The sequence below is a fragment of the Pseudomonas juntendi genome, from assembly GCF_021560075.1.
In the GTDB taxonomy this organism is placed as follows: domain Bacteria; phylum Pseudomonadota; class Gammaproteobacteria; order Pseudomonadales; family Pseudomonadaceae; genus Aquipseudomonas; species Aquipseudomonas juntendi.
In genome coordinates, this window is the sequence record NZ_CP091088.1 from 3,447,330 (window position 1) to 3,467,893 (window position 20,564).

Annotated in this window: 17 protein-coding genes; 10 read left to right on the top strand and 7 right to left on the bottom strand. The window is 64.4% G+C overall.

What is annotated here, in order from left to right; all coding sequences use genetic code 11:
• The first annotated feature begins 31 nt into the window (after window positions 1-31).
• From L1P09_RS16240 to L1P09_RS16250, 3 genes are all read left to right on the top strand, one after another.
• Window positions 32-1,198 (top strand): ribosomal protein uL16 3-hydroxylase, encoded by a 1,167-nt coding sequence (locus L1P09_RS16240; protein WP_009683125.1) that lies wholly within the window; start codon window positions 32-34, stop codon window positions 1,196-1,198.
• A complete protein-coding gene (locus tag L1P09_RS16245) occupies window positions 1,191-1,619 on the top strand; it encodes a GNAT family N-acetyltransferase (RefSeq protein ID WP_009683126.1) in 429 nt (142 codons plus the stop codon). The genes L1P09_RS16240 and L1P09_RS16245 overlap by 8 nt, the downstream gene beginning before the upstream one ends.
• A gap of 167 nt (window positions 1,620-1,786) precedes the next feature.
• On the top strand, window positions 1,787-3,733 hold the full coding sequence (locus L1P09_RS16250) for a DNA topoisomerase III (RefSeq protein ID WP_235767883.1): 1,947 nt from the start codon (window positions 1,787-1,789) through the stop codon (window positions 3,731-3,733).
• Window positions 3,734-3,838: 105 nt separating this feature from the next.
• Here the strand turns inward: L1P09_RS16250 and L1P09_RS16255 are convergent, their stop codons facing one another.
• From L1P09_RS16255 to L1P09_RS16265, 3 genes are all read right to left on the bottom strand, one after another.
• Window positions 3,839-4,936, bottom strand: a complete 1,098-nt coding sequence (locus L1P09_RS16255; protein WP_235767884.1) for an extracellular solute-binding protein — start codon at window positions 4,934-4,936, stop codon at window positions 3,839-3,841.
• Window positions 4,936-6,045: an agmatine deiminase gene (gene aguA, locus L1P09_RS16260; RefSeq protein WP_047149923.1), complete on the bottom strand. Its 1,110-nt coding sequence runs from the start codon at window positions 6,043-6,045 to the stop codon at window positions 4,936-4,938. The genes L1P09_RS16255 and aguA overlap by 1 nt, the downstream gene beginning before the upstream one ends.
• Window positions 6,046-6,138: 93 nt before the next feature.
• Window positions 6,139-7,026, bottom strand: a complete 888-nt coding sequence (locus L1P09_RS16265) for a LysR substrate-binding domain-containing protein (RefSeq protein WP_232892584.1) — start codon at window positions 7,024-7,026, stop codon at window positions 6,139-6,141.
• 157 nt (window positions 7,027-7,183) lie between these two features.
• Between L1P09_RS16265 and L1P09_RS16270 the strand changes: the two genes are divergently transcribed.
• Together L1P09_RS16270 and L1P09_RS16275 are read left to right on the top strand one after the other, a co-directional pair.
• Window positions 7,184-8,473, top strand: coding sequence for an NAD(P)/FAD-dependent oxidoreductase (locus L1P09_RS16270; RefSeq protein WP_235767885.1), 1,290 nt, complete (start codon window positions 7,184-7,186; stop codon window positions 8,471-8,473).
• A gap of 105 nt (window positions 8,474-8,578) precedes the next feature.
• Window positions 8,579-9,358, top strand: coding sequence for a TSUP family transporter (locus L1P09_RS16275; RefSeq protein ID WP_054904227.1), 780 nt, complete (start codon window positions 8,579-8,581; stop codon window positions 9,356-9,358).
• Here L1P09_RS16275 and nudC read toward each other — a convergent pair.
• Window positions 9,326-10,156 carry an NAD(+) diphosphatase gene (gene nudC / locus L1P09_RS16280; protein WP_029887467.1) on the bottom strand — a complete coding sequence of 277 codons (831 nt, stop codon included), beginning with the start codon at window positions 10,154-10,156 and terminating at the stop codon, window positions 9,326-9,328. The two genes, L1P09_RS16275 and nudC, sit on opposite strands and share 33 nt — an antisense overlap.
• A 35-nt stretch (window positions 10,157-10,191) precedes the next feature.
• Window positions 10,192-11,004 carry a crotonase/enoyl-CoA hydratase family protein gene (locus L1P09_RS16285; RefSeq protein WP_047149924.1) on the bottom strand — a complete coding sequence of 271 codons (813 nt, stop codon included), beginning with the start codon at window positions 11,002-11,004 and terminating at the stop codon, window positions 10,192-10,194.
• A gap of 141 nt (window positions 11,005-11,145) precedes the next feature.
• On the opposite strand from L1P09_RS16285, the gene L1P09_RS16290 reads away from it, so the two are divergent.
• Together L1P09_RS16290 and L1P09_RS16295 are read left to right on the top strand one after the other, a co-directional pair.
• Window positions 11,146-11,691 (top strand): lipocalin family protein, encoded by a 546-nt coding sequence (locus L1P09_RS16290; RefSeq protein WP_009683136.1) that lies wholly within the window; start codon window positions 11,146-11,148, stop codon window positions 11,689-11,691.
• 119 nt (window positions 11,692-11,810) lie between these two features.
• Window positions 11,811-12,770 carry a ribonuclease Z gene (locus L1P09_RS16295; RefSeq protein ID WP_235767886.1) on the top strand — a complete coding sequence of 320 codons (960 nt, stop codon included), beginning with the start codon at window positions 11,811-11,813 and terminating at the stop codon, window positions 12,768-12,770.
• Between the two features lie 221 nt (window positions 12,771-12,991).
• Here the strand turns inward: L1P09_RS16295 and L1P09_RS16300 are convergent, their stop codons facing one another.
• Complete coding sequence (locus tag L1P09_RS16300; RefSeq protein WP_029887470.1) at window positions 12,992-14,275, bottom strand: Zn-dependent hydrolase; 1,284 nt, start codon at window positions 14,273-14,275, stop codon at window positions 12,992-12,994.
• Window positions 14,276-14,414: 139 nt separating this feature from the next.
• The gene (locus tag L1P09_RS16305) at window positions 14,415-15,905 is read right to left on the bottom strand and encodes an NCS1 family nucleobase:cation symporter-1 (protein WP_235767887.1); all 1,491 of its coding nucleotides are present in this window, start codon (window positions 15,903-15,905) and stop codon (window positions 14,415-14,417) included.
• Between the two features lie 338 nt (window positions 15,906-16,243).
• Between L1P09_RS16305 and hydA the strand changes: the two genes are divergently transcribed.
• From hydA to preA, 3 genes are all read left to right on the top strand, one after another.
• Window positions 16,244-17,683: a dihydropyrimidinase gene (gene hydA, locus L1P09_RS16310; RefSeq protein ID WP_009683141.1), complete on the top strand. Its 1,440-nt coding sequence runs from the start codon at window positions 16,244-16,246 to the stop codon at window positions 17,681-17,683.
• 165 nt (window positions 17,684-17,848) lie between these two features.
• Window positions 17,849-19,216 (top strand): NAD(P)-dependent oxidoreductase, encoded by a 1,368-nt coding sequence (locus L1P09_RS16315; protein WP_054904230.1) that lies wholly within the window; start codon window positions 17,849-17,851, stop codon window positions 19,214-19,216.
• On the top strand, window positions 19,216-20,490 hold the full coding sequence (preA, locus tag L1P09_RS16320) for an NAD-dependent dihydropyrimidine dehydrogenase subunit PreA (RefSeq protein WP_235767888.1): 1,275 nt from the start codon (window positions 19,216-19,218) through the stop codon (window positions 20,488-20,490). The genes L1P09_RS16315 and preA overlap by 1 nt, the downstream gene beginning before the upstream one ends.
• Window positions 20,491-20,564: the final 74 nt, after the last annotated feature.

Here is a 20,564-nt window from a genome sequence, read left to right on the forward strand (position 1 = left end):
ACGAAAATTACGTTTTTTCAATAGGTTGAACATGAATCCTGATACTCCACTGCAGCTGCTCGGCGGCATCTCGGCCCGCGAATTCATGCGCGACTACTGGCAGAAAAAGCCGCTGCTGGTGCGCCAGGCCTTCCCGGACTTCATCAGCCCAATCGACCCCGACGAGCTGGCTGGCCTGGCCCTGGAGGAAGAAGTCGAGTCGCGTATCGTGCTGGAGCATGGCGCCCACCCGTGGGAACTGCGCCGTGGCCCGTTCACCGAAGAGACCTTCGCCGAGCTGCCGGAAAAAGACTGGACCCTGCTGGTACAGGCCGTCGACCAGTTCGTTCCGGAAGTCGCCGAGCTGCTGGAGAACTTCCGCTTCCTGCCCAGCTGGCGCATCGATGATGTGATGATCAGCTTCGCTGCCCCTGGTGGCAGCGTTGGCCCGCACTTCGATAACTACGACGTGTTCCTGTTGCAGGGCCACGGCCAGCGCAACTGGAAGGTCGGCCAGATGTGCAGCAGCGACAGTGCGCTGCTGGAGCATGCCGACCTGCGTATCCTGGCCGAGTTCGAGCAGGGCGAAGAATGGACCCTGGAGCCAGGTGACATGCTGTACCTGCCACCACGCCTGGCCCACTACGGCGTTGCCGTGGACGAGTGCCTGACCTACTCGGTTGGCTTCCGTGCCCCTAGCGCCGCCGAAGTACTCACCCACTTCACCGACTTCCTCGGCCAGTTCCTGCCCGACGAAGAACGCTACAGCGACGCCGACGCCCAGCCTGCCAGCGACCCGCACCAGATCCAGCATGACGCCCTCGACCGCCTCAAGGCGCTGCTCGACAAGCACATGAACGACAAAGACCTGCTGCTGACCTGGTTTGGCCAGTTCATGACCGAACCGCGCTACCCGGAACAGATCGTCGGTGAAGAGCTGAGCGAAGAGGAGCTGGTCGATGCGCTGGAGCAAGGCGCCATCCTGATCCGCAACCCGAGTGCCCGCCTGGCCTGGTCGGAATTCGAAGACGACCTGCTGCTGTTCGCCAGCGGCCGCAGCTGCCCACTGCCTGGCAAGCTGCGCGAGCTGCTGAAACTGGTGTGCGCGGCCGACGCACTGCACATCGACAACCTCGGCGAATGGCTGCAGGATGAAGATGGCCTTATGCTGGTACAGCAACTGGTGAAACAAGGAAGCCTGGGATTCGCCAATGAATAAGATTCGTGTGCGCCTCGCCGACTGGCACAAGGACAACGCCGACATCCGCCGTATCCGTGAAGCGGTGTTCATCGCCGAACAGCACGTGCCGCCGGAGCTGGAATGGGACTCGGAAGATCCGACCGCCGTGCACTTCCTGGCCCTGGAAGGGGACTATCCGATCGGCACCGCCCGCCTGCTGCCCGATGGCACCATCGGCCGGGTCTCGGTATTGAAGGACTGGCGTGGGCTGAAGGTGGGTGACGCACTGATGAATGCGGTGATCGTCGAAGCGCAGAACCGTGACCTGAAGCAGCAGATGCTCAGCGCCCAGGTCCACGCCACGCCGTTCTACGAGCGGCTGGGCTTCCGCGTAGTCAGCGAAGAGTTCCTCGAAGCCGGCATCCCGCACGTAGACATGGTGCGCGACTCGCGCCCCTGACCCATAGCCTTTACCGGCCTCTTCGCGGGTAACCCGCGAAGAGGCCGGTAAAGGCAGGTGACATGCTCACTCACAAAAAGCTGTACATCCATCCAGATAAAACTTGCCTCCGCGCCCCTGCTTGCGCATCCTAGTGCTCATCATTCCCCGATGAAGCGTTCCCGGCCATGCGCCTGTTCCTCTGCGAAAAACCCTCCCAGGCAAAAGACATCGCCAAAGTGCTCGGCGCCACCCGCAAGGGCGACGGCTGCTGGCAAGGCACCGACGTCTGCGTAACCTGGTGCATCGGCCACCTGCTGGAAACCGCCCCGCCCGACAGCTACGACGAACGCTACAAGCGCTGGAACCTGGCCGACCTGCCGATCATTCCAGACAAATGGAAGATGCTGGTCAAACCCAAGACCGCCAGCCAGTTCAAGGCAGTCAAGCGCCTGCTGGGCGAAGCGCGGGAACTGGTGATCGCCACCGACGCCGATCGTGAAGGCGAAATGATCGCCCGCGAACTGGTCGAACATTGTCGCTACCGTGGCCCGGTGCAGCGCCTGTGGCTGTCGGCGCTGGACGACGCCTCCATCCGCAAGGCCCTGGCGCGCCTGCTGCCCGGCCACGAAACCTTCAACCTGTACCACTCGGCGCTGGGCCGTTCCCGCGCCGACTGGCTGATCGGCATGAACATGAGCCGGCTATTTACCCTGCTGGGCCGGCAATCCGGCTACCAGGGCGTGCTGCCCGTGGGCCGGGTGCAAACGCCCACCCTGCGCCTGGTGGTTGACCGCGACCGCAGCATCGCGAACTTCGTGCCGGTGCCGTTCTGGGCTATCGACGTGCAACTGGAACACGCCGGCCAGGGTTTCAACGCGCAATGGCGGGCGCCGGAAGACGCCTGTGACGACCAGGGGCGCTGCCTGAACCAGGCACTGGCGCAACGAGCGGCTGCCGATATCGGCCAGGCCGCCACCGCAAGGGCCATGAAGGTGGCCACCGAGCGCGTGCGCGAAGCAGCGCCATTGCCCTTCGACCTCGGTACCCTGCAAGAGCTGTGCTCGAAAAAATTCGGCCTCGGCGCCCAGGAAACCCTCGACATCGCCCAGGCGCTGTACGAAACCCACAAGCTGATCACCTACCCGCGCAGCGACTGTGGCTATCTGCCGCAAAGCCAGCACGCCGAGGCAGCAGCCATCCTCGCCGCGCTGCAACGGGCCGATGCCAGCCTGGCGCCCCTGCAGCCCTACCTCGAGCCGCAACGCCGCTCGCGGGCCTGGAACGACGCCAAGGTCAGTGCCCACCACGGCATCATCCCCACTGCCGCTGCCAGCGACCCGGCGCGCCTGCCAGCCAAGTACAAGGCGGTGTACACCCTGATCCGCGCCCGCTACCTGGCGCAGTTCCTGCCCAACCACGAGTTCGACCGCACCCAGGCCGACTTCGACTGCGCGGGCCATGCCCTGCGCGCGGTGGGCAAGCAGATCGTCGAGCCCGGCTGGCGCCGCGCCCTGCCCGAAGCCCTGACCCCGGGCAAAGGCCGCGAGGCGCCCCCCGCCCAGGTGCTGCCAGCATTACGCGAAGGCCAGGACTGCAGCGTGCAAGGCCTGCAACTCAAAGACCTGTGGACCCAGCCACCCAAGCCCTTCACCGAGGGCGACCTGATCAAGGCAATGAAGAACGTCGCCAAGCTGGTGGACGACCCGCGGCTGAAACAGAAGCTCAAGGAAACCACCGGCATCGGCACCGAGGCCACTCGGGCGAGCATCATCCAGGGGCTGCTAGACCGCGGCTACCTGGTGAAGAACGGCAAGGCATTGTCGGCCACGCCTGCCGCGTTCAGCCTGATCGACGCCGTGCCCCGTGCCATCGCGGACCCAGGCACGACGGCCATCTGGGAACAGGCCCTGGACATGGTGCAGAGTGGCGAGATGAGCCTGGAAGACTTCGTCGCCCGGCAGTCGGCATGGATGGGCAAGTTGGTGGAGCGTTGCCAGGGTATGCGCATGACCATCAGCGGGCCGGCAGCCGGGGCGGCGCCGCCGTGGAAGAAGAAGCGGCGTAGCGGTGCTGGAAAAAGCAAACCGACTGGGAGCAAGCCGCGTCAGCCTCGGAGGAAGGCGGCAACCTGACACTTGTGCATTGCAAGTACCGGCCTCTTCGCGGCTTAAGCCGCTCTCACCTGTGGAAGCGGGTTCAATCGCGAAGAGGCGAGTACGGTCACTGCAAATCACCCATCAGGTACCGCTTTTGAACCGGCTGAACGCCCGGGTGAGCTCGCGGTTGAATGCCTTGCCATTGTCATTCTTGCTATACAACCGCGCCCTCACCTCAGCCGGTGGGTAGATTCCCGGGGCATTGCGAATATCTGCATCCACCAGGCCATCAGCCGCGGTGATCGCATTGGCGTAGTGAATGGTATCGGTAATCGGCGCGATCACGTCCGGGCGCATCAGGTAGTCCATCAGCTTCCAGGCCGCCTCGGGGTGCGGCGCATCCTTGGGCACCACCAGCGCATCGAGCCAGATCAACGTGCCTTCCTGCGGAATGCTGTAATCCAGCACGAACGCCTTGCCCGCCTGCTGCGCCTGCCCTTGGGCGATAGCCACATTGCCGTTCCACGACATCGCCACGCAGGTTTCGCCATTGGCCAGGTCGTTGATGTTGCGATCGTTGTCGAAGTAACGAATGTACGGGCGGACCTTGCGCAACTGCGCTTCTGCCGCCTTCAGGTCTTCAAGGCGCTGCTGGTTGATGTCCAGGCCCATGTAGCGCATCACCGCGGCGAACACTTCATTGGGGTCGTTGAGCAGGCTTACCCCGCAGTCGGCGAATTTCGCCACCACTTGCGGGTCGAACAGCATAGCCCAACTGCCCAGCGGTGCGTCGGCCATGCGCATGGTCACGGCCTGCTGCTGGTAACCCACGCCGGTGGTGCCCCAGGCATAGGTCCCGGCGTAGCGGTTGCCTGGGTCGAACACAGCCATGTGCTGGCGAAACTCCTCGCCGATACCCGCCAGGTGCGGCAACTTGGCTTTGTCCAGCGGCTGCAAGGCGCCGCTGGCGATCGCGCGGCTCAGGTGCTGGCCGGCACTGAGCACAACATCGTACCCGCTACCCCCGGTCAGCAGCTTGGTCTCAGCGGTTTCCAGCGAGTCGAAATGGTCGGCGACCACCCGGATGCCGGTTTCCTTCTCGAAATTGCGCAGGGTATCCGGGGCGAGGTATTCGCCCCAGATATACAGATTGACGCTGGGCTGTTGTGCGTCGGCCGCCAGGGCCACCGATGCCGTGCAGCCCAGGGCGACCGCAGCCGCCAGCGTGGTCAGTTTCATCAGCGGCGGCCTCCGGCGTATTGCGGCATGGTGATACAGGCGACGTTGCCGCCACCGAGCAGGATTTCGCGGGAGTTGTCGATGCCGATGATGCGGTGCTCGGGGAACAGTTCGGCAAGGGTCGCCTGGGCGACGCTGTCGTTGCGGTCACCGAACAACGGCACGACGATAGCCGAGTTGCCGGCGTAGTAGTTGATGTACGACGCGCAGATGCGGGTCCCGGCCTCGCGCAGGTGAGTCCCTTCGACCTGGTCCAGGCCTGCCGCCTCCTCGGCAGTCCACTGCAATACGTCGGGCTGGGGCAGCTTGTGTACCTTCAGTTCTCGACCGCGGGCATCGCGGGTGCTGCGCAGGATGTCGTAGGCCTCCTGATAGATCTCCCACTGCGGGTCATCGCGGTTATCGGTCCACTGCAGCACCACTTCGCCTGGGCGCACGAAGCACGCCAGGTCGTCGACATGGCCATCGGTCTCGTCGAACTTGCAGCCACGGGGCAACCAGATCACCTGGTCCGCGCCCAGGTAATCCTCCAGGCGGCGGGTGACCTCGGCTTTGCCCAGGTGCGCGTTGCGATTACGGTTGAGCAGGCACTGCTCGGTGGTCAACAGGCTGCCCTGGCCGTCACTCTGAATACCGCCAAGCTCGGCGATCAATGGGGCGCGGTAACGGTCCAGGCCTTCGATTTCGAGCATTTTCTGGGCGATCTGGTCGTCCTTGTCCCACGGGTAGTAGAGGCCACCGTCGAGCCCACCGTAGGCGTTGAACTCGAAGTCGACGCCGCGCACCTCACCGCTGCTGTCGTTGACCACGAAGCAAGCACCGCTGTCGCGAAACCAGGTGTCGTTGCAGGTCATTTCCACCACCCGCACCTGCGGCGGCAGCATGCGCCGGGCGTTGGCGTACTGGGCAGCAGAGGCGCAGACCGTGACGGGCTCACTGGACGCGATTGCGCTGACGATATCGACCCAGACTTTCTGCGCAGGCTTGGCACCATTGCGCCATACGTCCGGGCGCTCGGGCCAACCGAGCCAGCATCGCGCCTTGCGCTCGAATTCGCCAGGCAAGCGGAAACCATCGGCTTTGGGGGTGGTGGTGAGCGAACGTGCCATGGATCAACCTCGTGTCGGTGAGCGATGACTGCACGCTACGCCGCCCCGCGCTGGGCATCCAACGATGAAAACTCAGCGATAGCTGAATTCAATTCAACTGTCACCCAGCTGTTCAATGAACCAGTCGATGAATTCGGCCACCGGCGCCCGTTCCAGGCGCAGCCGCTCGCACACCAGCGCGTACTGCCCCTGTGCCGTCACACTGGCACTGAACGGACGTACCAGCCGGCCGCTCTGCAAATCAGCCTGACAGGTCAGGTTGTCCCCCATCGCAATGCCTTGCCCCAGCGATGCGGCCTCCAGGGCCAGGGCGGCATGGGGGAAATACAACTGGCGGATGGGCAAGGCGTCTTCGGCGTGGGTGGCCAACCAGGTGGTCCAGGTGCGGCCGTCCTGGTCATCATGCAGCAGGCAGTGGCGCACCAGATCGCGCGGGCGCTTGAGGCCGCCCTGGTTGAACAGCCCCGGGCTGCACACCGGGAAGAACTGCAGCAGCGGCAAGGGCCGGACGAAGTGCGTGCTGGCGTCCAGGGCGCTGGTACCGTAAGTGATGGCCAGGTCGACATCCAGTGCCGGAGCGCCGGCATCGATCGGCTGATCGTGCAGGTGCAAAGTGATGTGCGGGTAACGGCTGCTGAAGTCAGCCAGGCGCGTCACCAGCCATTTTTGTGCCAATTCAGCGGTCACCGCCACCCGCAACACCGCCTGGGAGCCAGGGTCACGCAGTTCGTCGCAGGCCTTGCCGATCAGTTCGAAGGCTTGTTGCAGGTGATGCAGCAGGCGCCCGGCTTCGGCACTGGGGCGTACCTGGCGGCCGACACGCTCGAACAGGACAACACCGAGTTGCTCCTCGAGTTGGCGAATCTGGTGACTGACAGCGCTGTCGGTGACACACAATTCGGCGGCGGCGCGGCCGAAGTGGCCGTGGCGGGCAGCACACTCGAAGGTGCGCAAGGCAGTCAATGAAGGCAGGCGGCGCATGGTGTTTTCCTGATAGGGCCTTGTGTCGCGCAAGGGCCGCAAAGCGGCATCCGATCATATATCCAACCACGGTGGAAAAACGAACAGGTTGGCTTCATGAAAATACGATGCTAGATTTTCATGAAAATAATCATAATAAATTTCATAAGGCCCACGCATGTTCAAGCAATCCGCTCAGCACGTCGCCAGCTACTACGCCCAGACCTACCCCACCAGCATCCCTCTGCGCCCTACCCTGCAAGGTCGCCACGACACCGAGGTGCTGATCATCGGCGCCGGTTTCAGCGGCCTGCACACCGCCCTGCGCCTGACCCAGGCAGGCAAGCGCGTGACGCTGCTGGAAGCCAGCCGCGTGGCCTGGGCCGCGTCCGGTCGCAACGGTGGCCAGGCGCTACTGGGCTGGTCCTGCGATATGGCGCCGCTGGAAAAGGCCCTGGGCGTCGAACGCACCCGGCGGCTGTGGACCAGCATGTGCTGGGCCGCCGACGAAATGCGCGAACTGCCCGAACGCCATGGCTTCGACATCGATTACCGGCAGGGCAGCCTGTGGACCGCCGTGCTGCCGCGCCGTGTGAAGATACTCGCAGAAGCCCTGCACGACGCCGAGCACAAATGGGGCTACGACGCCCTGCGCCTGATCGGTCGCGACGAGCTGCCGCAATGGATCCACAGCTCACGCTACCAAGCCGCGCTGTACGACGCCAAAGGTGCTCACCTCAACCCGCTGAAGCTGGCCCAGGGCCTGGCCAGCACCATCGAGGCCGCTGGCGGGGGCATCTACGAGCAGAGCCAGGTGCTCGACTACCAGCAGGCCGGCAGCGGCTACGTCGCCCGTACCGAGCAAGGCGAAGTACGCTGCGACGTGCTGGTGCTGGCCTGCAACGCCTATATCGACCGCCTCGACCGCGGCCTGGCGCGCCGCCTGTTGCCGGTTGGTTCCTATCAGGTAGCCACGGCACCGCTGGACGCCGACCTCGCCCGCTCGCTGCTGCCGCGCAACAGCTGCGTGATCGACAACCAGTTCGTCCCCGACTACTTCCGCCTGACCCCGGACCGCCGCCTGCTGTTCGGCGGCGGCTGCACCTACCTGGGCGGTATTCCCAAGGATGTCGCCAGCGCCACCCGCCCACACCTGGAGCGTGTGTTCCCGCAACTGGCCGGGGTGCCCATCGATTATGCCTGGGGCGGCCACATCGACTGCAGCATCCAGCGCACCCCGGACGTCGGCCGCGCGGACCAACGCTACTGGCTGCAGGGTTTCTCCGGCCACGGCGTGCTGCCGACCCTGGCAGCGGCACGGGCAGTCAGCGACGCCATCCTTGGCGATGACGACCTGCTGACGCTGTACCAAGGCATCGACAATGGCCACTTCCCCGGCGGTAACCTGCTGGCGGCACCGCTGGAGGCCGCCGCCAAGGCCTGGTACCGGGTGCGGGACCGCGTCTGAAGGGCAAAACTGATGCTGGCAACCTTGGCCTGCGAGGATTACCATCCCGGACCTCGGAGCAGCCATTCCCGCTCCGGCCTTCTTTCCTGCACCTGCCAAAAACCCATGCCCTTCGAACTCACCGTAGAACCCCTCACCCTGCTGATCCTGGCCCTGGTCGCCTTCGTCGCCGGTTTCATCGATGCCATCGCCGGCGGCGGCGGCCTGCTCACCACCCCGGCGCTGCTCACCGCCGGCATGCCGCCGCACCTGGTACTGGGTACCAACAAGCTCAGTTCCACCTTCGGCTCGGCCACCGCCAGCTTCACCTACTACAAACGCAAGCTGTTCCACCCGGCGCAGTGGCGCCCGGCGCTGTTCGCCACGCTGGTGGGCGCGTTGATCGGGGCGATCGTGGCCCATTACATGCCAGCCGAATGGCTGAACAAGATGCTGCCGGTCATCGTCTTCGCCTGTGGCGTGTACCTGCTGTTCGGCGGCACGCCCAAGGCACCGCTGGACGCCGATGCCCCGATCAGAAAAAAATGGCAGGCCCCACAGGGCTTTACCCTGGGTTTCTATGACGGCGTGGCCGGTCCGGGCACCGGGGCGTTCTGGACGGTCAGCACCCTGCTGCTGTACCCCATCGACCTGGTTCGCGCCAGCGGCGTGGCGCGCAGCATGAACTTCGTCAGCAACATCGCGGCGCTGACGGTGTTCATCATTTCCGGGCAGGTCGACTATATCGTCGGCCTGTGCATGGGCTTGTCGGTGATGGTCGGTGCCTTCTTTGGCGCACGCACGGCGATCAGCGGCGGCAGCAAGTTCATCCGCCCGGTGTTCATCACCGTGGTGCTGGCATTGACCGTGCGCCTAGCGTGGCAGCACTGGTTCGGGCAGGCCTAAGCGGCGAGCGACATAGAGGTCGATCAGGTAGCGCGCAATAGAGCGCCCAGCCGGCAGCGGCGGCAAGTCGTGCACGCTGAACCACTGGGCGTCCTCGATCTCGTCCGGCTGCATGACGATCTCGCCACCCGCGTATTCGGCATGGAAGCCCAGCATCATCGAGTGCGGGAACGGCCAGCACTGGCTGCCGACGTACTGGATGTTCTGCACCTCCACCGCCACTTCTTCACGCACTTCGCGCACCAGGCAGTCCTCGGCCGACTCGCCCGGCTCGGCAAAGCCTGCCAGGGTGCTGTATACCCCCGTGACGAAGCGCGGCGAGCGTGCCAGCAGGATTTCGTCGCCACGGGTTACCAGCACGATCATGCTGGGGGAAATACGCGGGTAGCTGCGCAGGTCGCAAGGCTGACAGTACATCGCCCGCTCCCAGCGGATTTGTGTCATCGCCTGCCCGCAGCTGCCGCAGAAACGGTGCTCGCGAGCCCAGGTGCCGATCTGCGCGGCATACCCCAGAACCTTGTAGGTGTCGAAGTCACCCTCCAGCATGAACGCGCGCAGGCCGCGCCAGTTGCAACCGGGCACGTCGCTGGCAGCGCGCAGTTCCAGCAGGAACACAGGCTGGCCGTCGAAGTGGCCAATGCCGTGTTCGCACAGCACATCCAGGCCCTGGCGCTTGAGCCAGTCACGAGGGAACAGCGCGCCGTTGGCGTCGTGCAGAAACCCTTCCGGGCTGCGCGCCACGGCCAGCCCGCCGGTGATCTGAGGGTCGAGTACTGCGGTAGTCCAGCGTGCTGACATCTCGGGTTTCCTTTACTGCGCGTGCGCCGGCCCGATCAGTCGGCGAACGTCGGTTTCTGTTTGCTCATGTGCGCGGCCACAGCCACGCGCAGGTCTTCGGACTGCAGCATCGCGGCGTTCCACGTGGCGATGTAGTCCAGGCCATCGTCGATGCGGTGGTCGCGCATGTAGCTGAGCATTTCCTTGGTGCCCGCCACCGCGATCGGCGATTTTGCAGCAATCTGGCGGGCGATGGCAAAAACCCCGTCCAGCAGCGCGGCGTGGTCATCATAGACCCGGTTCACCAGGCCGATGCGCAGCGCCTCGTCCGCCGCGACATTGCGCCCGGTGAACGCCAGCTCACGCATCATGCCGTCGCCGATGATACGTGGCAAACGTTGCAGCGTGCCGACATCGGCGGCCATGCCCATGTCGATTTCCTTGATCGAGAATTGCGCGTCACTGCTGCAGTAACGCATGTCACAGGCCGAGATCAGGTCGATGGCGCCACCGATGCAATAGCCCTGCACCGCCGCCAGCACCGGTTTACGGCAGCTGTCCACGGCGGTGAACGAGGCTTGCAGGCGCTGTATGGTCTTGCGCAGGAAGCGCGCATTGCGGCCCACGTCCTTGCCCATCTCCCCGGCCAGCGAGGCCAGCATCATCAAGTCGATTCCGGCCGAGAAGTGCTTGCCGGCACCGCTGATGACCACCGCACGCACGGCGTCGGTGTCGTCGATCCACTGGAAGATATCGACAATCTCTTCCCAGAAGGCCGCGTTCATCGCGTTGACCTTCTCCGGGCGGTTGATCTGAACGTGGGCGATGCTATCGGTCAGCTCGACCTTGAATGCGGTGTATTCGGTCACGAACGGAACTCCTAGGGTTGGATGGTTCACCATCGTGGATGGTAACCCAGCTGGAGCAGACAATGGTTTGCGCATACAACTTTTGCCCCGCCGCGGGATCGAACCCCAGGTAAGCCCTCATCCGTTTCAAGGAGATCAACCATGGCGCTACGCACCACGCTGCTGCTTTCCTGCATGACCCTTGCCTTGCTCGGCTGCGCCGGCAACGACCACCCCGCACCGCCGCGCACCCAGCAGGTGGACCTGCAACGCTACCAGGGCACTTGGTACGAACTGGCGCGGCTGCCGATGTTCTTCCAGCGTAATTGCGTACAGTCCGAGGCTCATTATGGGCTACGCGCCGATGGCCGTATCGACGTGACCAACCGCTGCAAGGAAAAGGACGGTGAGGTGAACGAAGCCAAAGGCATTGCTGAAGCCCAGCAGCCGGGCAGGACTGACAAATTGTGGGTACGCTTCGACAACTGGTTCAGCCGCCTGGCCCCTGGCCTGACCAAGGGTGAGTACTGGGTGCTGTACCACGACAAGGATTACCGCGTGGCACTGGTCGGCCACCCCAACCGTGAGTACCTGTGGCTGCTGTCGCGCACCCCTGCGGTCACCGACCAGCAGCGCGAACAGTTGCTGAGCATTGCCCGCGAGCAAGGCTACGACACCAGCAAGCTGGTCTGGCGGCAGGCTGACTAGCGGGCAATCGACGGCCTGCGGCAATCCGGCTAAGGTGTGCGGCGTTGTTCGTCTCGAAGGAACGAGGCCCTGCGTATTGCGCGATTTTGCGCGACTGGACTGGCACAAGGAGCCGCAACATGGACCTGCTGTTTCTCGGTACCTCCGCCGGGGTGCCGACCAAAGCCCGCAACGTCAGCGCCACCGCCGTAGTCGAAGCCAGTGGTAGCCACTGGTACCTGGTCGACTGCGGCGAGGGCACCCAGCACCAACTGTTGCACACGCCGCTGTCGGTTCGCGACCTGCAGGCGGTCTTCATTACCCACGTTCATGGTGACCATTGTTTTGGCCTGCCCGGGCTGCTCGCCAGTGCCGGCATGAGTGGCCGTAACCAACCGCTGGATATTGTCTTGCCTGCCGCGCTGCATGGCTGGCTACGACAAGGCCTGGCCGCCAGTGATACCTTCCTGCCGTTCGAGCTGCGCCTGCTGGCCGTGGAAGATTGGCAGGGCTGGCGCAACCAGACCCTGCAGGTGACAGCGGTGCGCTTGTCGCACCGGGTGCCGAGCGTAGGTTTCGTGTTTACCGAACTCAACCCCGAACCCCGCCTGGACACCCTGCGCCTGGAGGCTGAGGGCATACCGCGTGGCCCGATGTGGGGCGAGCTGGCCAAGGGGCGTACCGTGCAATTCGGCGAGCAGCTGCTGCATGGCAATGAATACCTGCGTGGCTCGCGCCCGCCCCGGCGGATTATCGTGTGTGGTGACAATGACAACCCGCAATTGCTCGCCGACGCCGCCCGTGGCGCCGATGTGCTGGTGCATGAGGCAACCTTCACGCAGGCGGTGGTGGAGCGCACCGGGATCACCTTTGGCCACAGCACTGCGGCGGCAGTGGCGCGCTTTGCCGAGGCGGCAGGCGTGCGCAACCTGGTGCTGACGCACTTCAGTGCCCGCTATCAGAGCGACCCAAGGCGCAGCCCGAGCATCAACGACGTGCGTGATGAGGCACTGGCCCACTACCGCGGCCGGCTGGTGCTGGCGCAGGACCTGCAGCGCTATCACATCGGCCGTGACGGCTACCTGGAACCAGCCCTGTAGGAGATAACACAGCACTACGGGCTGCGCTGTCGCGCAGAGAACTGAATTCGTAAGCGCGACGCGGCCTGTGTGGGAGCGGGCGCGCCCGCGAAGAATCCAGCGCGGTGGCTGGCACCGGCTGCGCCGGTGTTCGCGGGTGAACCCGCTCCTACAAACGGACGGTGTGGCTCCGCCGATCTATGGCCAAACACGACCAGTGAAGGAGCGGCCCTTACGCCCGATCAAGCTGCCAGGCGGCCGCTGGCAATCGCCTGCGAAGCAGCCAGCATCGCCCGCAACAACACCGCGCAACCCGCGGCCAGGTCATCGGGTGCGGCGTTTTCGATTTCGTTGTGGCTGATGCCGTTCTCGCACGGTACGAAAATCATCCCCGCCGGCCCCAGCTCCGCAAGGAAGATCGCGTCATGCCCTGCCCCGCTGACGATGTCCATGTGCGGCAACCCCAGGGCCTTGGCCGAATCGCGCACTGCATCGACACAGCCCTTGTCAAAGTACAATGCCGGGAAGTCCGCGGTGGGCACCAGTTCGTGGCTCAGGCCATGCTTGGCGCAGGTCGCCTCGATGACCCCTCGTACCTCGGCGATCATCGCATCCAGTTGCTCGCCCTCAAGGTGACGGAAGTCCAGGGTCATGCGCACTTCGCCAGGGATTACGTTGCGTGAGCCCGGGTAGGCCTGCAAGCAACCCACCGTGCCGCAGGCATGCGGCTGGTGGCCGAGGGCTGTGCGGTTGACCGCTTCGACCACCGCTGCGGCACCCACCAGGGCATCCTTGCGCAGGTGCATGGGGGTGGGGCCGGCATGGGCTTCGACGCCGCGCAGGGTCAGGTCGAACCACTTCTGGCCAAGGGCACCGAGGACCACCCCAATGGTCTTGGCCTGGTCCTCGAGTATCGGCCCTTGCTCGATATGCGCTTCGAAATATGCCCCCACCGGGTGCCCGAGCACCGCACGTGGGCCGGCGTAGCCAATGGCGTTCAACGCCTCGCCCACACTGGTGCCCTGGGCATCGCGCTTGGCCAGGGTTTCTTCCAGGGTAAACTTGCCGGCGAACACACCCGACCCCATCATGCAGGGGGCAAAGCGCGAACCTTCTTCGTTGGTCCACACCACCACCTCCAGCGGTGCTTCGGTTTCCACGCCCAGGTCGTTGAGGGTACGGAGCACTTCCAGCCCGGCCATCACGCCGAAACAGCCGTCGAACTTGCCGCCAGTGGGCTGGGTATCGATATGGCTGCCGGTCATCACCGGTGGCAGCTTGGGGTTACGCCCAGGGCGACGGGCGAAGATATTGCCCACGGCATCGACGCTGACCGTGCAACCGGCCGCCTCGCACCACTGCACGAACAAGTCGCGGGCCTGGCGGTCGAGGTCGGTCAGGGCCAGGCGGCAGACACCCCCCTTGGGCGTGGCGCCGAGGCGGGCCAGGTCCATCAGCGATTGCCAGAGGCGGGCACTGTCGATGTGGTGGGCGGTGGTCTTGAGGATGTCTTGGAAAGGGGTCACGGGTTTCTCCTTCAGGCTTTTTTGTTGTCTGTTCGGGCCTCTTCGCGGGCATGCCCGCTCCCACCAGATCGCCACAGGTTTTCCAGTACTGCGTAGTACCTGTAGGAGCGGGCATGCCCGCGAAGAAGCAGGCACGGTCTCAGGGCAAGGGCTTGACCAGCCGCGCCGGGCTGCGCGCCGCCAAGCCAGCGAACACGTAGTACAACGCCGCCCCCAGCAGCGAGCCGGTGAACCAGCCATAGTCGTAGAACCAGCTGAAGCTGCTGTTGCCGATCGCCAGCACTGTCAACCCCACGGGCAGCATGAAGGCGGCGAAGCCGGCCCAGTTCCACGCTGGGTACACGTCGTCGCGGTACAGCCCGGCGAGGTCCAGCTGTTGCCGGCGGATCAGGAAGTAATCCACCACCATGATCCCGGCTATCGGCCCGAGCAGGCTGGAGTAGCCCAGCAACCAATTGGAGTACACGCTTTCCAGGCTCAGGTCGGACACGATCCAGCCCAGTTTCTTCAGCAACTCGTGGCCCATCAGCGCCAGGCCGATGAAGCCGGTCAGCCACACCGCACGGCTGCGCCCGATCAGGCGCGGGGCGATGTTCTGGAAGTCGTTGGTCGGCGACACGATGTTCGCCGCAGTGTTGGTTGACAGCGTGGCGATCACGATCAGCGCCATGGCCAGGGCGACCCAGAACGGGCTGTGGATCTTGCCGATCAGGCTGACCGGGTCGGATACCGTTTCACCCACCAGCGACGCCGAGGCCGCAGTCAGCACCACACCCAAGGCGGCGAACAGGAACATGGTCAGCGGCAGGCCAAAGATTTGCCCGAGGATCTGGTCCTTCTGGCTGCGGGCATAGCGGCTGAAATCGGGAATGTTCAGCGACAGCGTGGCCCAGAAGCCGACCATGGCCGTGAGCCCAGCGCAGAAGTAGCTGACCACGCTGGCGCCTTCAGGGCGTTTGGGCGGTTGCGCCAGCAGTTCGGTCATCGACATGTGTGGCAAGGCCCACACCAGCAGGCCCAGCCCAACGGCCACCAGCAGCGGCGCCGAAAGCGTCTCCAGCCACTTGATCGACTCGGCGCCCCGCAGTACCACCCACAGGTTCAGGCACCAGAAGATCATGAACCCGATCACCTCGCCGACACCGCCCAGGGCCTTCCAGCCGTCGAACACCGAACCCAGGAACAGGTGGATGGCCAGCCCGCCGAACAGGGTCTGGATCCCGAACCAGCCACAGGCCACCACGGCGCGAATCAGGCACGGCACGTTGGAGCCCAGAATGCCGAACGACGAGCGCAGCAGCACCGGAAACGGGATGCCGTACTTGGTGCCGGGGAACGCGTTGAGGGTCAGCGGGATCAGCACGATGATGTTGGCCAGCAGGATCGCCAGCAGCGCCTCGCCAACGCTCAGGCCAAAGTAGGCTGTGAGCACGCCGCCGAGGGTGTAGGTTGGCACGCAGATGGACATGCCTACCCACAGGGCCGTGATGTGCCATTTGTTCCAGGTGCGCTGGTGCACCTTGGTCGGTGCGATGTCGTGGTTGTAGCGCGGGCTGTCGAGAACATCACTGCCCTCGGCCAGCTCGAACAGGCCATCCTGCTCGACCACTTGCGATCTGCTCTGTTGCATGGGCCTTTCTCCAGACTTTTTCGAGTTGTCTGCTCATCGGGCTAATTCGATGGCCGGAGTACACACGCGTATGAGTGCCTTAGAAATCTCGACCAATTTTCTATCTTGTCAAGTTAGTCAAAAACCCTGGAGGCCCCGAATTCAGCGGGCTCTAAATATTTAATTCATGTAAATCAATGATTTAAAAACCACAAAATAAATAGGAAATTTTCTTGCCGAATTCAGGATCAGCATCTAGCCTCGAATCTTGTCAGGTATGACAGGATTAACCCCTGCCCGCCCTGCTTCCGAAAATTCCAAGAACCGGCCAAGACCGGTCAGCCTGCGAGGAAAACGGCATGTCCCTGTTGATCCGTGGCGCCACCGTTGTTACCCACGAAGAGAGTTACCCCGCCGATGTGCTGTGTGCCGATGGCCTGATCCGTGCAGTCGGGCCTGGCCTGGAAGCGCCGACCGATTGCGAGATCCTCGACGGCAGCGGGCAATACCTGATGCCGGGCGGCATCGACCCGCACACCCATATGCAATTGCCGTTCATGGGCACCGTGGCCAGTGAAGACTTCTTCAGCGGTACCGCGGCCGGCCTGGCGGGCGGCACCACATCGATCATCGACTTCGTCATTCCCAACCCGCAGCAGTCACTGCTGGAGGCCTTTCACACCTGGCGCGGCTGGGCCCAGAAAAGTGCCAGCGACTATGGCTTCCACGTCGCCGTCACCTGGTGGAGCGAGCAGGTGGCCGAAGAGATGGGCGAACTGGTGGCCAAGCATGGGGTGAACAGCTTCAAGCACTTCATGGCCTACAAGAACGCCATCATGGCGGCCGATGACACCTTGGTGGCCAGCTTCGAGCGCTGCCTGCAGCTAGGTGCAGTGCCCACCGTGCATGCCGAAAATGGCGAGCTGGTGTTCCACCTGCAGAAAAAGCTGCTGGCACAGGGCCTGACCGGGCCGGAAGCGCACCCCCTGTCGCGCCCTTCGCAGGTTGAAGGCGAGGCAGCCAGCCGCGCCATCCGCATTGCCGAAACCCTCGGCACACCGCTGTACCTGGTGCACATTTCCAGCCGCGAGGCGCTGGATGAAATCGCCTATGCGCGGGCCAAGGGCCAACCGGTTTACGGCGAAGTGCTGCCTGGCCACTTGCTGCTGGATGACAGCGTCTACCGTGACCCGGACTGGGCCACAGCCGCCGGCTACGTCATGAGCCCGCCGTTCCGCCCGCGCGAGCACCAGGAGGCGCTGTGGCGCGGCCTGCAGGCGGGCAACCTGCACACCACAGCCACCGACCACTGCTGCTTCTGCGCCGAACAGAAAGCCATGGGCCGGGATGACTTCAGCCGCATCCCCAATGGCACCGCCGGCATCGAAGACCGCATGGCGGTGCTGTGGGATGCCGGGGTCAACAGCGGGCGCCTGTCGATGCACGAGTTCGTGGCACTGACCTCTACCAACACGGCGAAGATCTTCAACCTGTTCCCACGCAAGGGCGCCATCCGCGTAGGGGCCGATGCCGATCTGGTGCTATGGGACCCGCAAGGCACGCGCACCATCTCGGCCCAGACCCACCACCAACGGGTGGACTTCAACATCTTCGAAGGCCGCACTGTACGTGGCGTCCCCAGCCACACCATCAGCCAGGGCAAAGTGGTCTGGGCTGATGGTGACCTGCGCGCCGAGGCGGGCGCGGGGCGCTATGTGGAGCGGCCGGCGTATCCGTCGGTGTATGAGGTGCTGGAGCGTCGGGCCGACCAGCAGCGGCCGACGCCCGTTCAGCGCTGAAGCCATTGGGGCTGCTGCGCAGCCCATCGCGACACAAGGCCGCTCCAACAGGAATGCGCGGTCCCTTGTAGGAGCGGCCTTGCGTCGCGATGGGCCGCACAGCGGCCCCCGATCCCACCACAACAGCTGTCGCCTGAACCCTAAAAAAATAGAGAGGCTACAACCGTGATCGACGCCCTGAACCATTTGCCGCGCCCCCGGGCCGGCGCCGACCAATTGGCCGAGTGCTTCAGCGACCTGGCCCCACCCCTCACCGCACGCCAGGCCGCCGTGGAAAGCGCCCGCTGCCTGTATTGCTACGACGCGCCCTGCGTCAACGCGTGCCCCAGCGAAATCGACATCCCGTCATTCATCCACCGCATCAGCGACGAGAACGTGCAAGGCGCTGCCGAACGGATTCTGTCGGCCAACATTCTCGGCGGCAGCTGTGCCCGCGTGTGCCCGACCGAAATCCTGTGCCAGCAAGCGTGTGTGCGCAACAACGCGCAGGAATGCGCCCCGGTACTGATCGGCCAGTTGCAGCGCTACGCCCTGGACAATGCCCAGTTCAGCGACCACCCGTTCCAGCGTTCACCGGCCACGGGCAAGCGCATTGCGGTGGTCGGCGCTGGCCCTGCGGGGCTGGCCTGCGCACACCGGCTGGCCATGCATGGCCATGACGTGGTGGTGTTCGAAGCCTGTGACAAGCCGGGTGGCCTCAATGAATACGGCATCGCCCGCTACAAGCTGGTTGACGATTATGCCCAGCGGGAAGTGGCATTCCTGCTGGGTATCGGCGGTATCGAGCTGCGCCATGGCCAGCGCCTGGGGGGCAACCTCAGCCTGGGCGAACTGCGCGAACAATACGATGCGGTGTTCCTTGGCCTGGGCCTGAATGCCGTGCGCCAGCTGGGGCTGGCCGATGAAGAGGCCCCCGGCCTGCTCGCCGCCACCGCTTACATCCGCGAGTTGCGCCAGGCAGACGACCTCAGCCAACTGCCGCTGGCCGAGCGCTGCCTGGTGATCGGTGCTGGCAACACCGCCATCGACATGGCAGTGCAAATGAGCCGCCTGGGTGCCCGCGACGTCAACCTGGTCTACCGCCGTGGCCACGCCGACATGGGGGCCACCGGGCACGAGCAGGACATCGCCAAGGCCAACCAGGTGCGTTTGCACACCTGGGCCCGCCCCGACAGCGTGCTGCTGGATGACACCGGCAACGTGCGCGGCATGCGCTTTGCCCGTACCGAATTGGCCGACGGCCGCCTGTGCGACACCGGCGAAACCTTCGAACTGGCCGCCGACGCCATCTTCAAGGCCATCGGCCAGCGTTTCGACGACAGCAGCCTCGCCGACCCTGTGGCCGCACAACTGGCCCGCGACGGTGAGCGCATTCGCGTTGACGTGAACATGCAGACCAGCCTGCCAGGGGTATACGCCGGTGGCGACTGCACCGCGCTGGGCCAGGACCTCACCGTTCAGGCCGTACAACACGGCAAAGTGGCCGCCGAAGCCATCCATGCCCAACTCATGCTCAACGTGGAGGCAGCGTAATGGCCGATTTGTCTATCGTGTTCGCCGGGATCAAGGCCCCCAACCCGTTCTGGCTGGCGTCCGCGCCGCCCACCGACAAAGCCTACAACGTGGTTCGCGCCTTTAAAGCCGGCTGGGGTGGCGTGGTGTGGAAGACCCTTGGCGAAGACCCGGCCGCGGTCAACGTCTCGTCGCGCTACTCGGCCCATTACGGCGCCAACCGCCAGGTGCAGGGCATCAACAACATCGAACTGATCACCGACCGTTCACTGGAAATCAACCTGCGCGAAATCACCCAGGTGAAGAAGGACTGGCCCGACCGCGCGTTGATCGTGTCGCTGATGGTGCCGTGCGAGGAAGCGTCGTGGAAGTTCATCCTGCCGCTGGTGGAAGCCACCGGCGCCGATGGCATCGAGCTGAACTTCGGCTGCCCGCACGGCATGCCGGAGCGCGGCATGGGCGCGGCGGTCGGCCAGGTGCCGGAGTACGTGGAAATGGTCACCCGCTGGTGCAAGCAGCACTGCTCGCTGCCGGTGATCGTCAAGCTGACGCCGAACATCACCGACATCCGCCAATCGGCACGGGCTGCGCATCGCGGCGGGGCCGATGCAGTGTCGCTGATCAACACCATCAACTCGATCACCAGCGTCGACCTTGACCGCATGGTCGCTCACCCCATCGTCGGTGACCAGAGCACCCATGGCGGTTACTGCGGCTCGGCGGTGAAGCCGATCGCGCTGAACATGGTGGCGGAGATTGCCCGTGACCCGGCCACCCATGGCCTGCCGATTTGCGGCATCGGCGGCATCGGCAACTGGCGCGACGCGGCCGAATTCATGGCGCTGGGCAGCGGCGCGGTGCAGGTGTGCACGGCGGCCATGCTGCATGGCTTTCGCATCGTCGAAGACATGAAAGACGGCCTGGCCCGCTGGATGGACCAGCACGGCCACGCCAACATCGAGGCGTTCCGTGGCCAGGCGGTAGGGCATACCACCGACTGGAAGTACCTGGACATCAACTACAAGTCGGTGGCGCATATCGACCAGCAGGCGTGCATCGGTTGCGGTCGCTGCCACATCGCCTGCGAGGACACCTCGCACCAGGCCATCGCCAGTACGCTGAAGGCAGACGGTACGCATGCCTACAGCGTGATCGAGGAAGAATGTGTGGGCTGCAACCTGTGCCAGATCACCTGCCCGGTGGAGAACTGCATCGACATGCAGGCGCAGGACACTGGCAAGCCTTACCTGAACTGGACCCAGGACCCGCGCAACCCCTACCGCGAAGCGAGCTGATGTAGACCGGCGCCTGCCGCACTGGCACGGCCTTTTTGTGGGCAGCAAAAAGACCGTGCGCGGCAGGCATGGCC